Origin of the sequence: Sporolactobacillus shoreicorticis (assembly GCF_024125445.1) — a bacterium.
GTDB lineage: Bacteria > Bacillota > Bacilli > Bacillales > Sporolactobacillaceae > Sporolactobacillus > Sporolactobacillus shoreicorticis.
On record NZ_JAMXWM010000005.1, the window covers coordinates 127,474 to 142,269 of the forward strand.

General features: G+C 43.2%; 13 protein-coding genes. 3 read left to right on the forward strand and 10 right to left on the reverse strand.

Translation table 11 applies throughout. The annotated features are described in order from the left end of the window. Positions 1-127: 127 nt before the first annotated feature. The 7 genes from dgoD to NIE88_RS06190 form a co-directional block, all read right to left on the reverse strand. Entirely contained in the window at positions 128-1,273 is a 1,146-nt protein-coding gene (dgoD, locus tag NIE88_RS06160; protein ID WP_253060353.1) for a galactonate dehydratase, read from the reverse strand. Continuing rightward, complete coding sequence (locus tag NIE88_RS06165; protein ID WP_253060355.1) at positions 1,270-2,622, reverse strand: PTS galactitol transporter subunit IIC; 1,353 nt, start codon at positions 2,620-2,622, stop codon at positions 1,270-1,272. The genes dgoD and NIE88_RS06165 overlap by 4 nt, the downstream gene beginning before the upstream one ends. A gap of 15 nt (positions 2,623-2,637) precedes the next feature. Beyond that, on the reverse strand, positions 2,638-2,916 hold the full coding sequence (locus tag NIE88_RS06170; RefSeq protein ID WP_253060358.1) for a PTS sugar transporter subunit IIB: 279 nt from the start codon (positions 2,914-2,916) through the stop codon (positions 2,638-2,640). Positions 2,917-2,919: 3 nt separating this feature from the next. Beyond that, positions 2,920-3,387 (reverse strand): PTS sugar transporter subunit IIA, encoded by a 468-nt coding sequence (locus tag NIE88_RS06175; RefSeq protein ID WP_253060360.1) that lies wholly within the window; start codon positions 3,385-3,387, stop codon positions 2,920-2,922. A gap of 8 nt (positions 3,388-3,395) precedes the next feature. Further along, positions 3,396-4,028 (reverse strand): bifunctional 4-hydroxy-2-oxoglutarate aldolase/2-dehydro-3-deoxy-phosphogluconate aldolase, encoded by a 633-nt coding sequence (locus NIE88_RS06180; protein WP_253060362.1) that lies wholly within the window; start codon positions 4,026-4,028, stop codon positions 3,396-3,398. A gap of 156 nt (positions 4,029-4,184) precedes the next feature. After that, positions 4,185-7,064, reverse strand: a complete 2,880-nt coding sequence (locus tag NIE88_RS06185) for a sigma 54-interacting transcriptional regulator (protein ID WP_253060375.1) — start codon at positions 7,062-7,064, stop codon at positions 4,185-4,187. A 203-nt stretch (positions 7,065-7,267) separates the two neighbouring features. Then, positions 7,268-7,801 (reverse strand): hypothetical protein, encoded by a 534-nt coding sequence (locus NIE88_RS06190; protein WP_253060377.1) that lies wholly within the window; start codon positions 7,799-7,801, stop codon positions 7,268-7,270. A gap of 263 nt (positions 7,802-8,064) precedes the next feature. On the opposite strand from NIE88_RS06190, the gene NIE88_RS06195 reads away from it, so the two are divergent. After that, entirely contained in the window at positions 8,065-8,739 is a 675-nt protein-coding gene (locus NIE88_RS06195; RefSeq protein ID WP_253060379.1) for a hypothetical protein, read from the forward strand. 73 nt (positions 8,740-8,812) lie between these two features. On the opposite strand, the gene NIE88_RS06200 is transcribed toward NIE88_RS06195, so the two are convergent. Next, a complete protein-coding gene (locus NIE88_RS06200; protein WP_253060381.1) occupies positions 8,813-9,685 on the reverse strand; it encodes an SDR family oxidoreductase in 873 nt (290 codons plus the stop codon). Between the two features lie 261 nt (positions 9,686-9,946). Here NIE88_RS06200 and NIE88_RS06205 point away from each other — a divergent pair, with 261 nt between their 5' ends. Both NIE88_RS06205 and NIE88_RS06210 read left to right on the forward strand, forming a co-directional pair. Then, complete coding sequence (locus NIE88_RS06205) at positions 9,947-10,885, forward strand: WD40/YVTN/BNR-like repeat-containing protein (protein ID WP_253060383.1); 939 nt, start codon at positions 9,947-9,949, stop codon at positions 10,883-10,885. Then, positions 10,866-11,729 carry a hypothetical protein gene (locus NIE88_RS06210; RefSeq protein WP_253060385.1) on the forward strand — a complete coding sequence of 288 codons (864 nt, stop codon included), beginning with the start codon at positions 10,866-10,868 and terminating at the stop codon, positions 11,727-11,729. Before NIE88_RS06205 ends, NIE88_RS06210 begins: the two co-directional genes overlap by 20 nt. Before the next feature lie 208 nt (positions 11,730-11,937). On the opposite strand, the gene hcp is transcribed toward NIE88_RS06210, so the two are convergent. Further along, complete coding sequence (hcp, locus tag NIE88_RS06215) at positions 11,938-13,569, reverse strand: hydroxylamine reductase (protein WP_253060387.1); 1,632 nt, start codon at positions 13,567-13,569, stop codon at positions 11,938-11,940. 418 nt (positions 13,570-13,987) lie between these two features. Continuing rightward, positions 13,988-14,737, reverse strand: coding sequence for an SDR family oxidoreductase (locus NIE88_RS06220; protein WP_253060389.1), 750 nt, complete (start codon positions 14,735-14,737; stop codon positions 13,988-13,990). Positions 14,738-14,796: the final 59 nt, after the last annotated feature.

The window sequence follows — 14,796 nt, forward strand, 5'->3', positions numbered from 1 at the left end:
CATCAGAGGGAATTTCATAGGTGGATCATATAGCAACATGACATTAGTAAACCGAAGTGAGCAGAATTAGCTCACTTCGGTTTACTTTTAGACATTGTAGATTTTATTTTTCTAATGCTGATCGCTATCACCATTCTGCAATGGTGCCATCATAGTTTTTCCATTTTGGATTGGTCCAGTATAGACCTTCCTGAGAAATTTGTTCAATCTTATCTACATCAAGGTCAAGACCGAGACCCGGTCCTTTAGGCAGTTCAACATAGCTGTCTTTGTACTGGAAAATCTCTTTATTCTTGACAAAATCCAGCAGGTCAAATCCTCTATTATAATGAATACCAAGGCTCTGTTCCTGAATAAAGACATTTGGCGTGCATGCATCCATCTGAAGCGTGGCGGCAAGTGATATCGGTCCGTACGGTGCATGAGGCGCAACAGCCATATCGTAGGCTTCGGCCATTGCAGCAATCTTGCGTGATTCGAGTATGCCTCCTGCAAGAGCCAGATCCGGTTGAATAATATCGACTGCTTTCTGATCGAACAATTGCTTAAATTGCCAACGTGTATTTAGCCGTTCGCCTGTCGCCAGCGGAATCGATGTGTGGTTGGCAACCTCGCGGAATGATTCCGGATTTTCGGGCAGGACGACTTCTTCCAAAAACATCGGATGGTATTCTTCCAACTGCTTGGCGAGAACCTTTGCCATCGGGCGATGAACACGTCCGTGAAAATCAACACCGATTTCCAAATCATCGCCGACTGCTTCTCGAATAGATCCCACTCGATCGAGAACTTCCTGAACTTTTTTGAATGAGTCGATATAATGCAGTTCAGAGGTTGCGTTCATTTTAATTGCTTTGAATCCAAGCTCTCGTCGTTCTTTTGCTTGTGCAGCAACGTCGGAAGGCCGGTCACCACCGATCCATGAATAAACCATAATCCGATCACGTGCGGCTCCGCCTAGAAGTTCGTAGACCGGACAATTAAAAGCTTTACCCTTAATATCCCAAAGGGCCATTTCGATTCCCGAAAGAATTGTGCTGTTGATCGGACCACCTCTGAAAAACGAACGATGAATTTCTTGCCAGAGTCGCTCAATTTCAAAGGGATTGCGGCCGATAATACGTTTTCCCATTTCGTAAGCTCCGGCGACAACCGTATCGGTTTTTGTTCCTGAAATGAGTTCCCCCCAGCCCTCAATGCCTTCATCTGTAAATAGTCGTACAAAAATCCAGCGCGGCTTGACTTGATAGACTTTAATATCTTTTATTTTCATAGTGAAACTTCATCTCCTGATTGATGCGTCTTTTTCGGGCGAATAACATCCATATAAATCCACACGACGGCAAAGATAACAATGAAAACGGGCAGTGTAATCCATAAATTGCTCGTGAAAACCTTGAATACTAGAAAGCTGGCAGTCAAGCTTGTCGATGCAAAGGACGAGATCAGGCCGCCGCCCGCGACGTTGATGCCGACTGTTTTTGCCAAAGCAGTAAGGACGGGCGATGTCGCAGTTCCGGCAAGCAGGATTGCTGACATCGTTCCGAGACCAATGATAATATTTTTAAACAAATTTCCATTGGTCAGTGCGACAACAAGTGCTACACGGAATGGAATAACAGCCAGATCTGCAAAAGGCAGCAAACGGTTTCCGGGAAGCACAATAGCTAAAAGAATGGTTAGAGGAATTAGGATCAGTGCTGTCGTGATGACTTCAGGATTGCCGACAACAACCGCCGCATCAAGTCCAATAAAGAATTTCCGTCCCTTGAATTTTTTGCTTGTCAGCTTTTTCGCGGCTTCAGAGATCGGCATTAACCCCTCCATAAACAATGCAACCATTTTTGGAATCAAGACCATGACCGCTGCCATGTTCACACCAACTTGAAAGATTCGTGTTAAATCATATTTTGCCAATGCTCCGATTGCGCAGCCGAGTAATAAACCCATGATCATTGGCTCACCAAAGAAACCAAGGTACTTCTTGGCATTTTTCATATCAAGGTTGATTTTATTTACACCGGGTATTTTATCGATCAGCCAATTGAGCGGTACTGCGATAATCAAAGAAGACATCGCCGAAACTGTCGGCAAGGACACTCCAGGTATGCCGAAATACTTGCTGACCAGTGGCTGAGACCAGTCTGAAAGTTTAAAGGTGATTATGGCCATTGATGCAGCCGCTAATATGCTCACAAGAATGTTCTCGGTTACAAAATAAGTCATGACGCCGACAATGGCCATATGGTGATAATTCCAAATATCTACATCCAGCGTATTTGTGGCTTTAAGGATTAACAAAATGATGTTCGCCACAAAAATGGTTCCAATTAAGATAGGAATGATTGGCGATGACCAGGTGACGGCTGCAATTGATCCCCAGCCGACATCAAGTACATCCAGTTTAATACCAAAATTTTTGACCATGGCTTTGGCGGCGGGTCCAAGATTTGACGTTAATAATCCGATGACCAAGTTGATTCCGGCAAAGCCAATTCCGATAATCAGCCCTGATTTAAACGCTTTCGTCAGGGGCAATCGAAAAACCAAGCCAATAATTGTGATAATAACAGGAATCATTACAATCGGTCCTGCTTTAATGAAAAAATCAAAGATAAACATAGGATTCCCTCCTCGTCATTGTTTGACAAAATTCATAATTTCTTCAATCGTTTCGTCTTCACCAATGCCGGTTAACAACGAAATGGCCGTAACGACCGGAACAGTGACGGTGCCGCCGAATTGTCCGGATGTGACCACCAGATCATAATCGGAAGCCATGGATTCAACCTCCATCAATTTGCACTGATTTACCGTTACCGGTAGATTCCGTTCACTCGCTGCCTCTCTGATTTTTGTTGCCACAACCGTTGATGTTGCAATACCGTTACCACAAGCGACCAATATTCTTTTCATTTTTTAAGCCCCCATTTTTTGATTTAGCTGCATTTGAAGAACAGCCACAATTTGTTGCTCTGTGTACTCATCAACAATTTTCTTTAGAAGTTCGTGGTTGCGAATGAATTGAATCACGTTTTGCAGCATTTGAATTTGTCCGTGTGGTTCCTTGATTGCCAGCATTAAGATAATTTGAACCGGGATATCTTTTTTTATATTATCCATTGAATGGAAGAGTACCGGTTGTTTTAGAATTGCCGCGGCGATTGTTGTACGGTTAACTAAATGAAAATCTGCATGTGGGATAGCGATGTTCCATTCACTGCCGGGAAGCCCCGTCGGATAGTTTTGCTCCCGTGTAAGAATTGCTTCCTTGTACTTCTCATTAACAAATCCTTCGACGTAAAGCTTATCAGCCAAAAAGGATAATGCTTCGGATTTATCCTTGCAATCAACCCCTTTAAAAACACACTGTTTTGAAATGATCATGCCTTTCCTCATTGTTTTTCACCTTCTAACTCTTTCTCAAATGCCAGAAGCTGTTTGCTTAGGTGCTCTGTATTTTTTGAAAGGATATCTTTCTTTTCAAAAATGCCTGATCCGATACCCAGGTAAGTGGCTCCAGCGTTTAAAAAGGAACGAGCATTCTGTTTGTTAATACCACCTACTGCCATTAATGGCTTTTTGCCAAGCGGGGCTTGAATGTCTTGGAAATAACCTGGTCCGTTAAGATGTGCGGGAAAAATTTTGACGATGTCTGTTCCTCGGTCAAACGCTTCAACAACCTCGCTTGGTGAGTAAGCTCCGGTAATTGTAGTTAGGCCGTTTGATTTGCAGAGTGAGAGGACCTCCTTCGGCAATAATGTCGGTGACAGCACAAATCTGGCTCCAGCATCGATTGCTTGTTTAGCATCTTGAACGGTCATCACTGTTCCTGCTCCAATAAGAAGCTTGTCGCCGAAAGATGCTGCACCGTGGCGGATTATCTCAGTTGCACCGACTGTATTCATGGTGACTTCAACTGCATAGTGTCTTTTAGTTGATGTAAGTATGCTCATCACTGTCTCCGCTTGGTCTTGAGAGTAGCCTCTTAATATGACTGTGATTTCAGGATAATCAGTTACATTCATTTTTTGTTCCTCCTTTACTTTTTAATAAGCAAAAAGCATGCCAACCCAGCGGCAAATAATGTAATCGCTTTATTTGCTGCTTTAAATTGCGCATGCTCTTTTATTTTGTTGCGGTTGGCGAATAATGTTTTGATCTTTTAAATTCTGTAACCTGTTTTAATTTAAAAGCAGTTGCTTTATAGTTTCTCGATCATTTAATATCTGCAGCTTCTCCATCTTACTTTGATCCGATATAAGTGAATATAACTGCTCAAAATAAGGTCTTGAATCTTCATTCAATGCAAGCAAAAAGACCAAATGACAGGTTTGATTATTCGTCCAAGAAATATCGTGGTCTAATTTTGTAACAACGATGGTCGGTTTTGTAACGAATGACGGATTTCCGTGAGGAATGGCAATTCCCCCTTTTAAAAGGGTGTCCCCATAAGTTTCCCGTTTATAAACACTGAGCGAGAATCCTTCCGATACACGTTTGTTTTTTAATAAGGTTGCTACCATCCGATCAATCACTGCTTCTTTGGTCATGGAATCCGAATCAAAAAGAATGAAACGTTCATCGATGACTTCATGCAGTTGATTATTATTTGGTAATGCGATATGCAAAAGTCGCTTCAATTTTAATTTTCCGGCGGGCCTCATTAGTTCTTCCATAGATAAAAAGGCGACATCTGCAAGCTGTGGATTAACGGTACCGACAATTGCAGCCACGTAATAAGATATTTGATAGTGTTTGACTATTGCTTCAATACCACTGCATGATACGAGACCAACTGGAATAACATGCACTGCATTCAACTCAGGAAAATTTAAGGAGTGCAAATAATCTTTAATTTTAATCGCAGAGCGTTTTCCTGTTAAACAGAGGGTCAGAATAGCTGGTTGTTTTTGATTGTCAGCTGTCTGTGGTAAGAGGGATACTGATTCTGTATTTTTTTGTAATTTAGTATCCAATAATAAATTTTCCAATGTGTATTCAGGAATCATTGATTTTCGTACGCATTCCATTGCCATCAGCGTATCGACTCTACCGATTACTTTTACCGGAATTTGCGTGCGGCTTTGAATGATTGGACCGAAGCTTAACAATGAACCCATATCGGCCAAAAGAATGCAGCCCTTGCCTTGGTTGGCTTTTTTCACTGCAATAATTGTTTTCTCCAGCATAAAGTTCGGCGAGTCGCTCAGTGCCATATCGACACCGATTGCCTGCTTAATTCCTAGTAACTGATTGACGACTTCCGCCATTCCTGAAGCGACGTGACCATGACTGAGAATGACAACTCCGATGTTTTTTTCATGTTTTTTTTGATAAGATATTTGAAAATGACATAAATAAATGGCGATAAAACCAGCTTCATCGTCAGGAATAGTAATTTCCAATTTTTTTGCTAATGTTTGTGTAAGCTCTTTAGCAATGAAATACTCTTTCTCATGTTCCTTTTTCACTTTATCAAAATCCGGGTACTTCACGCGTTTTCCAGCAATAATTCGTTCATATGCTGATTTCATATGTGATGCGAGTGGATAGATGACGCTTTGACGCAATAACGGCAGTTTCTTTTTTGCTTGCTCAAAACAATAATCAGCTAAAGTCATAAATCGTTTACCAACAATGTCTGCAATGGTTTGAGAACTGATTTGTGGGCGATTGCTTCTGGTCGACCGTGCAATGTAGGCAAGCTTCTTTTCGACTAAGCCGCCCAATAGCTTAATAATTCGGTCATCATCATAACCTTCATACTTCAAATTCATATGCATATTTTCAATATATTGATAGATATCTTCTTGCTGAGAGGAGGCTACGTCATTTGGTTTCATTTGATTGTTATATTGAATTTGCAAATCGGAGCCGCACGAATTTTCTTCAAAAGCAATCTGTCCATTAAGTACATCATTACGGATCTGTTCAGTCATATGTTGAAAAGTTATACGTACACTGTCGGCGTGATGTGTAACAGCCTGAAGCAGTGCCTTAGCACAACATACTTTGATGTCATTTTTCAATTGACCGACATTTCCGGGGTAGCTGTAGGATACAAATGTATTAAAGACATCTTGACTGATGATTAGATTTCTTTTCAGACGCAAACCTTCTCTTTGGAAAAAGGAGTGGACGAGTTCTTCTCGCTCTTGAATCGGGCGTTCTGTATATGAAGGAATTGTGATTGACATTGGGATTCGTCGCCTGAACGTCAGCAGCAGTGAATTCTCAGGCTTCTCTGTTGTCGCGCCGATCAGCATAATTCGACTTGTTCTTGTATCGCCAGCTGCGCCCATTCGTCTAAAGTGACCTTTATCGAGCAATTGAAAAAGAATTTCTTGCCCTTCTTCAGGAAGACGGTGTATTTCATCTAAGAACAGAATGCCGCCATTGCAAAGCTCGACGACTCCTTTTTTGTCAGATACAGCACCTGTAAAAGCTCCTTTTTGATAACCAAACAATTGTCCCAAAAGCAGTTGAGGATTATCGGCATAATCAGCACAGTTGAAAGCGAGAAAAGGAGCATCATCATTGAAATTATCGGTTGTTAGCGCGAATTGATACATTTTTTCTGCTAAATAGCTTTTTCCAACACCTGAATTTCCAATTAATAACGTATGCAGTCCATGCGGTGGATAGAGCAGGGCTGCCTTTGCTTGGTCGACACATAGTTTTAAGCTGCCATCATGGCCGATCAAGCTGTGAAAAACATTGTTTTCTTCAATATTCGCAGAATTCTTTGAAGAAATTGCAGCTATCTTGCTCTTTGGTTGCACTTTCTTTTTTAACTGAGCGACAAGGTAACGGGTGGTGTCGTAGCCCAGCTTCTGAAGACGTTTAGCAATCTGTCGATCTGAGAGGCTGCTATTCTCGTTAAGAATTGCTTTGAGGTCGTTAATCATGTACATTCTCTTTCTTGCTCGTGAATCAGCAATCTGAAACTTTTTTCTTAATTTCGTGACTGCCACTCGAGAAATTAACAATTTTTGTGCTACTTCTTCGTCAGTCAAAGGACAATGCGGATTCTCATTTTTAATAATTTCCGTGATCACCATAACTAAGTCCGCCTTCCTTTAAAAAATGTGGTAAGCGCTTACTATTGCGTATCAATTATAAGGCAAATTGCCACTGTTTCACACAAAAGATTGCATTGAGTATTTTATATACTCAGTTAATACTCATGATTTGTTTTCAATTGTTTCTGCAAGCACTTTCTTCGCATTATTTAACAGAAGGAATATTTGAGCGGCAGCAGAAATCATGAAAAAAAGAGTGCGATAAAGAGTATCGTTCCCGTCGTTCCGGTAAGATTGAGTTCCAGTGATCTTTTTGCAATGAAAAGAGCTGTTGTATGGAAAATGACTGTTACGAGTTGGTAGGAAAAAAAGAACTTGTAGGTCCACGTTGCTTTTGAAGTGAGCTCGGCATTTTCGATACGCCGGGCTTCAAGTTCAATGCCTTTGCACAAATGATAAATACTGAAAGCAAGCAGGGTAGCTGTGACGATAAACGAGATAAATGAAAACAGCCTGCCGCTTAGCTGATTGTTATCAATAACGCCATTTAGAACCGCAGAATGATGAATAAAGAGATCAAGAGCGGATAGAACGATGAGTAGCAGACTCGACCATTTTACATTGATGAACCGATCATTATGAAAATGAGATAATAAGCTGCGCGTTCCGTAAAAGATAAAGAGGTAGCCAATGAAATCAGGCAGGATATCAATCGAACTGATGGTGAAATGGAAAAAGATAAAAACAAACCCTATGATTATTTGATTGAATCCCACAGAAAAGATCCCCAATCCATTCGATTTTTTACGTATTGCTGGTATTATTATACTTAAACATCAGCCGTTCTTGAAGGGAGAGTTACCTGATTAATAAAAGAATATTAATGACCTGTACAGCGATTATCGTTTTGCTGCTCATTTATACTTGCTATACGTTCCTCGATCAGCTTTATCAATCTTCCGTTATTGTAAATCCTGAAACGTTGCAGACAAAACACCAAGCATTGAACGCAGATAATTAGAGTCGGAGCGCCGTGAATTTGGAAACATACGGCCTATCGGATTTTGCGGTTGCGCATCTGTCCGATGTAGAACGGCGGCACCTCGAACAGTTGAAAGGCGAGATTGTTGCTCACTCAATGACGTATCTGAAAGTTACCTCAAGTGATTCGCAGAAACTTTCAAAAAGGGATTACGCTCAGGCATTGTCTCAAGCGGTGCAATCAAAAGTACCGCAACGAGTAAAATTCATGCGGGTCAGCTTGAATCTCATTCATGAAGGACAACGAACCTTTGCCTTTGTGGGGAGTGAGCGGATTGACTACAGTCCCGCAAACATGAAGCCGACGGCGATCTCCATACAGTATCGGCAGGAATTCGATCAAATATCGAATGATGCCGTGCAGACATGGGCCAACACATCGGCATTTGTCCTGCATCAGCTTTCCGTTGGAAACAAATCCTACACACCATCTGCTTTGCCGGACAATCGATCTGAAGAAAAGTTCATGGACGACAGTGCGGCTACACATGCATCTCATTCCTATCTTGTTCACTGGAAGCAGCCGGCACTATTTCACAATATAGCGGGGGTGGATTTTTCGCATGTGACACAATTTGAAGTACCTAAAGATACGAAGCGAGTGGATGTCTCTATTCAGATTAGCCGGCCTAACGTGTCGGATCAATTGACTTATGAAATTCACGGCTCCTGAAAACGATGACAATTTTCGCATAAAAAAGCCGGTCTTTCAGCATTTAGAAAGACCGGCCGGTATAACTACGCATTTATTTTGTTTGTGAATGCTCTTGAATCAGTGTTGTAAGGGCCTGTTTGATCGGCACAAGCGGACGACCGAGAAGCTTTTCAAAATCATTGCTTGTTACTTCAAGACTGCCTTCGCGGATGTCCTTTTGAATACCTTCAAGCATGGGTAAAAGAAATTCGGGCACTCCGGCTTGTTCCGTGAGCTTCGTGTAGGTCTTGTCATCGACGTGCCGCACCGAAATGTTCTTGCCAATGACGTCACCAAGCGCAGATGCCAGTTCTTCTTGAGTCCGCAGTTTTCCCGACAGCTCATAGATTGTGTTTTCATGGCCACTGCCGGTGAGTACTGCCACTGCGGCATCCGCATAATCCTGCTGCAATGCCCAGCCGACTTTGCCGTCTCCTGCGGAGGTTATCCAAGGGGCGCCGGCGAGCACACCCTGAATCGACGACAGTTCATTTTCCAAATACCAGTTGTTGCGCAGAAAGGCGTATGGAATGCCGGTTTTTAAAATGGCCTGTTCTGTTGCCTGATGGGTTGGTGCGAGCGCATTGGTGCTTTTCTGAGCATTGACAATGCTCGTGTAGGCAATAAATTTTACGCCGGCACGCTCTGCCGCTGATACGGCATTTGCATGTTGACGAGTGCGGGTTTCAGTGTCGCCGGTTGTCGAAATGATCAGCAGCCGGTCAATGCCTGCGAAAGCGCGATCCAAGCTTTCTGGTTTGTCAAAATCCCCGTAACGAACATCCACACCTTGAGTGTGAAGATGGTCTGCTTTCTCTGGGTTACGGACGCTGACAGCAATTTGGTTTGCCGGGACCGTTCTCAAGAGTGTTGCAACAACCTTTGAACCAAGTTTTCCGCTGGCTCCGGTCACTAACAATTTCATAAAAAATCCCTCCAATTTAAAAAGATTATTTATAACTGTTTTTGTTACAACAAATAGATAATAAAAGATTTTCAATAGAAGTCTTTCTACACGATGTAATCATTATAGTTACAACTTTTGGCGATGTCAATAAAAATGCGTCACGAGAGGCAGCGGAGGAGAGTATGATTTTCTCCTTGAATTTGAATAATAAGAGCGCCTTTGGTATTGTTGAAGAAAATCTCCGGAATTTTTCCACATTCAATAGAAGGAGTCCTTTCTTTGAAACCAATATTGCTTAGCATATGCGGGTTTATGCTAATCGCTCTGATTATGACACTATTTAACTATGAAAATCTTATTCGCCTCATACCGGCACGCAGTCAAAGTCAGTTCATTGGCGCACAGAACAAGCCTAGACACGCGCAGTCTGAGCGGCTGAGCCCCTTCACAAATGACACCATAAGCTACTCGTTACAAAAAGAAGCGTTGAACATAACTTACGATCATGGGAAGAGCTGGGTCAAGGTTCCGGTTGATCAGGATCAGTTATTTGGCGGAGACTATAGCGGAAACAAACGGGAATTAATTGACGGCAGTTATCTGCTTACCAAACATCGGGCGGCATTCCTGCATTTGGACGGTACAGATTCGGAAAATAAAAGCACTGCACTCACCTATTCCCTTGATCAAGGGAAAACGTGGCACCATTCCACAGTAACGACCTCTTTTGCTTCCCTGCGTTTTAGAAAAGTAGGTTTTCTGAATGAGCGCTTTGGCTATGTTATTTTATCCGGCGATCGAACGATGGCTCAGGAAATCTCAAGAGTTTTTTTAACACAGGACGGAGGGCGCAGCTGGAAGGAAACTGCTTCTACAGGGGTTACAGCGTTAATTTCGGATGGCGGCTTTGTTAATGAATCCATCGGCTTCTTGTCCTTTGGAACGATTAATCCGGAGCATCCGCAGCTTTACGTGACAGAAGATGGAGGAAAGTCCTGGTCAAGGGCGGTATTCACGCTCCCCAATAAATACTTGAAGATCTTTGTTTCAGCGGAAATTCCGACAAAAGATGGGAATCATTTAACCGTTTTTGTGAATCAAGGTCCAAACGGTGACTATGAGGGCGGAAAAGTGAAAGGAAAATTCACTTCAAAAGATAATGGAAGAACATGGGCTTTTTCTGAGGAGGTGCAGCCGGATGAGAGTGAACAGGAATAAATGGACGACGGTCTTGGGCTGGTGCTCATTATTGCTTGCTATCGGTTTTTTTTGTTTGCAGATTGGCTATTTATTCATGCATCGTTTTTTTCAAGTCGAATATATTGATCATCAGCTCTTCTTCATCATCAATAGTCTGTGCTTTTTTTTCATAACCCTGTCTCTTTTGCTTTTACTTGCACTCACACGAAGAATGATATGGATGCTTTCCGGAGCGGCCATTTTGTTTCTTATTGTGAATGGAATTCTGCTTGTTGAAAGTGATCGGAACGTCACCAACATCACCAGCATATCGCCGGATCGGAAGCATGTGTTCGTTGTTAAAGAAAATCCGGCGATTGGAGCGACCGTTTATTATCGGAGCTACTATGGTATTTTTTGCCGCCCCAAAAAAGTTCTTCCACAGGATTTAAAGGGCCGATATAAAGTAAAGTGGTTAGCGAATGATATTGCCGCGCTGACGTACACGGATGCAGATGATAAAATTCAGCAGTTCATCGGTACGTATGGAGATCGCGGAGGAGGCAGATCCTACTATTATGTAGGTGCGGAAATTCATGGACAATGGCAGGGTGGAAGCGCATTGGTGATCAGCGGTACGAAAGGCATTTTGGTGACTGAAGATGGCGCAAACGAACTATTTGAGTGGAACCGTATTGTTCAGTATGGCACACTGGCCGTAGTACTAAAGAGAAACGATCAAGCTGTTTGGACGCTGGCATTGAATAAAGACTTTGAGGTTCATTCGGATGCTTCCGAACCGACTACTGGAACGATCCGTTTGTATCGTGCAACGATGGGAAACAATCAACCGGTGACGCTGCACCTTGAGCGGTTGAGATAATCTCCGTTTAATAAAATCTACTTAGGAACGCATGAAGCAGGCAGGCAGCGGTGACTGCACATTCCTAGTGACATGGATAACATGCATGCAGCTTGGTTTTCTGAAGCGGCAAACAAGTGAAGCAGGACGCTGATGTGTAAACGAAGTTCGGGCGTATAAAAAGCCGCGATCCAATAAAGCGGATCGCGGTTTTATTTAACGAAGCTGATTAGTTGACTAACAATTCCAAGTCATCCTGAACAGATCCTATACCGGTGATCCCGAATTGTTCGGCTAGCAGGTCGGCGACGGCCGGTGAGAGAAAAGCGGGCAGGGTAGGTCCGAGATGAATGTTCTTAATGCCAAGGTACAGCAGGGCCAAGAGTACAATGACTGCTTTTTGCTCATACCAAGCAATATTAAAAACGATTGGCAGGTCATTGATGTCATTTAAATTGAAAATCTCTTTTAGCTTAAGGGCAATCAGAGCCAAAGAATAGGAGTCGCTGCATTGACCGGCGTCAAGTACGCGCGGAATGCCGTCAATGGAGCCTAAGTTGAGTTTATTGTATTTATATTTTGCACAACCTGCCGTTAAGATCACGGTGTCTTTAGGTAGTGCTTTGGCAAAGTCGGTATAGTAGTTTCGTGATCTGGTGCGCCCGTCGCATCCGGCCATGACAACGAATTTTTTAATGTGGCCGGACTTGACCGCAGCGACAATTTTATCTGCGAGTGCAAAGACTTGCTCGTGGGCAAAACCGCCAACAATTCTTCCGGTTTCAATCTCAGTAGGCGGCGAACATTTTTTAGCGTGTGCGATCAGTTTGCTGAAGTCTTTTTGCTCGCCAATTTTTCCGGCTATATGTGTGCATCCCGGATAACCTGCGGCACCTGTTGTGTATAATCGATCCTTATAGCTGGCTTTTGGCGGAACGATACAATTCGTTGTCATGAGTATCGGGCCATTGAAACGTTCAAATTCTTCCTTCTGTTTCCACCATGCGTTTCCATAGTTTCCCACAAAATTCGGATACTTCTTAAATGCGGGGTAATAATGCGCGGGAAGCATTTCAGAGTGTGTGTAGACATCGACACCTGTTTCCTGCGTTTGCTCAAGCAGCATCTCAATATCGCGCAAATCATGTCCTGAAATTAAAATTCCCGGATGATGTCTCACGCCAAGATTAACTTCCGTTATTTCTGGATGTCCGTAAGCATCCGTATTTGCCTGATCGAGCAGAGCCATGCCCTTTAATCCAAAATGTCCGGTTTCAAGTAGCAGACTTGTGAGCGCTTTTGCGTCTAGACGGTCGTTCAAAGTTGCTGCCAATGCGTATTGTATAAATTCATTAATTTTCTCGCTGCCCTTTTGCAGTACGTTCGCGTGTTTGATATAGGCGGAGAGTCCTTTCAGGCCATAGGTAATCAGTTCGCGTAAGCTGCGGATGTCTTCATTTTTTGTCGAGAGAACGCCTAAATGCGTTTGATTAACACTTTGATAATCGGAAGACGTCCAGAGCGCCGCATCCGGGAGATTCTTCTTATCTGCTAATTGGTCAATCAGCTTCGTTTTTACTGTCAAAGTTGCCGTGACTTGTGAACGGATGGCTTGTTCATCAAAGTTAGCGTTTGTAATGGTTGTAAAAAGATTTTCTGTGATTAAATGGTTGATATCGGAGGGAATTGTCTTGCCTTCAGCACGCAGCCGCGTGATTACCGCAGAGAGTCCTTTTGTGGCGTATACGAGTAAATCTTGTGCGGCAGCTACTTCAGGCTTTTTCCCGCAGACACCGACTAACGTACATCCCCTGCCTCTTGCTGTTTCCTGACATTGGTAGCAAAACATCGTACTTTCCATCGTCCATTCCTCCAGTTCAAGGTTTTCTAGATTCATCCTGTATCACTGCCGATGAAGCAAGTTTGACGCGACCGAATTGAGAAAAACACCGGTGTTCCTCTGTTAATCATAGACGGGGAGCAGGTAAGATACCATGATCCAGATCAAGCCGTATACCGGATAACTCTGTGTTTTCGCTTCTTGAAGAACGGAATTTATGCGTGCGATGTCCCCAAAAGATCATTTTATGGCCGGCGGCATCAGGTAGACAATTGATCAAAGCGATATTAAACCGGAAGAATATAAAACGGACGTTTACCTTTAGATAATCATGATGTTGGAAATGCCGAGCATTGAAAAAAGAATCGAAGGAAATCCATAAAGGATACCTCTCCGATTCTTTTGATGTTCGATTTTGTTTGCATGACTCTGCATTCAATCAATTTCTCTGCGCGGTCGGGCGTATGATCACTTCGTTGATCGATACATCGCTCGGCTGGCTGATTGCATAGGCAACCGCATTGGCAATCGCATCCGGCTTAATGCCGTTGAATTTTTCCTTTTCCTCGACTTGTTTCTTGAGTTCCGGGTCGGTAATTGTCGTAGGAAGTTCCGTCTGAACGGCACCGGGGGAAATGTCGGTGACGCGAATACCGCTGTACGGAGATTCCTCCAGCCGCAAGCCTTCGGCAATCGCCCGAACGGCAAATTTCGTACCGCTGTAAACGGCCCATCCGCCCGGATTGACAGCGAAACCGGCAACTGAATCGGTATTGATGATGTGTCCTGACTTTTGACGACGCATTATGGGAAGCGCGGCCGCAATGCCATAAAGCACGCCTTTGATGTTGACATCAATCATCCGTTCCCACTCATCAACCTTCAAATCGCGAAGCGGGGACAGCGGCATCAGGCCGGCGTTGTTGTAGAGCACGTCAATTCGGCCATATTTTTCAATAGCAAGATCAATCAGTGATTGAACGTTTTCCTTATTTGTAACATCTGTTTTTTGATAACAGGCGTCTCCGCCATTGCCGATGATTTCAGAAACTAATGCTTCTAGTTTTTCTGTCCTGCGCGCGCCGAGAACGAGCTTGGCTCCTTCTTGAGCAAGCTTTCGGGCAGTGGCTTCGCCAATTCCGCTTGAAGCGCCGGTAATGACAACAACCTTATCCTTAATTTGTTCCATCTGTTTGACAGCCTCCAGTCTTCATGCATCCAGTGGCAGAGCATTGATTACCAACAATT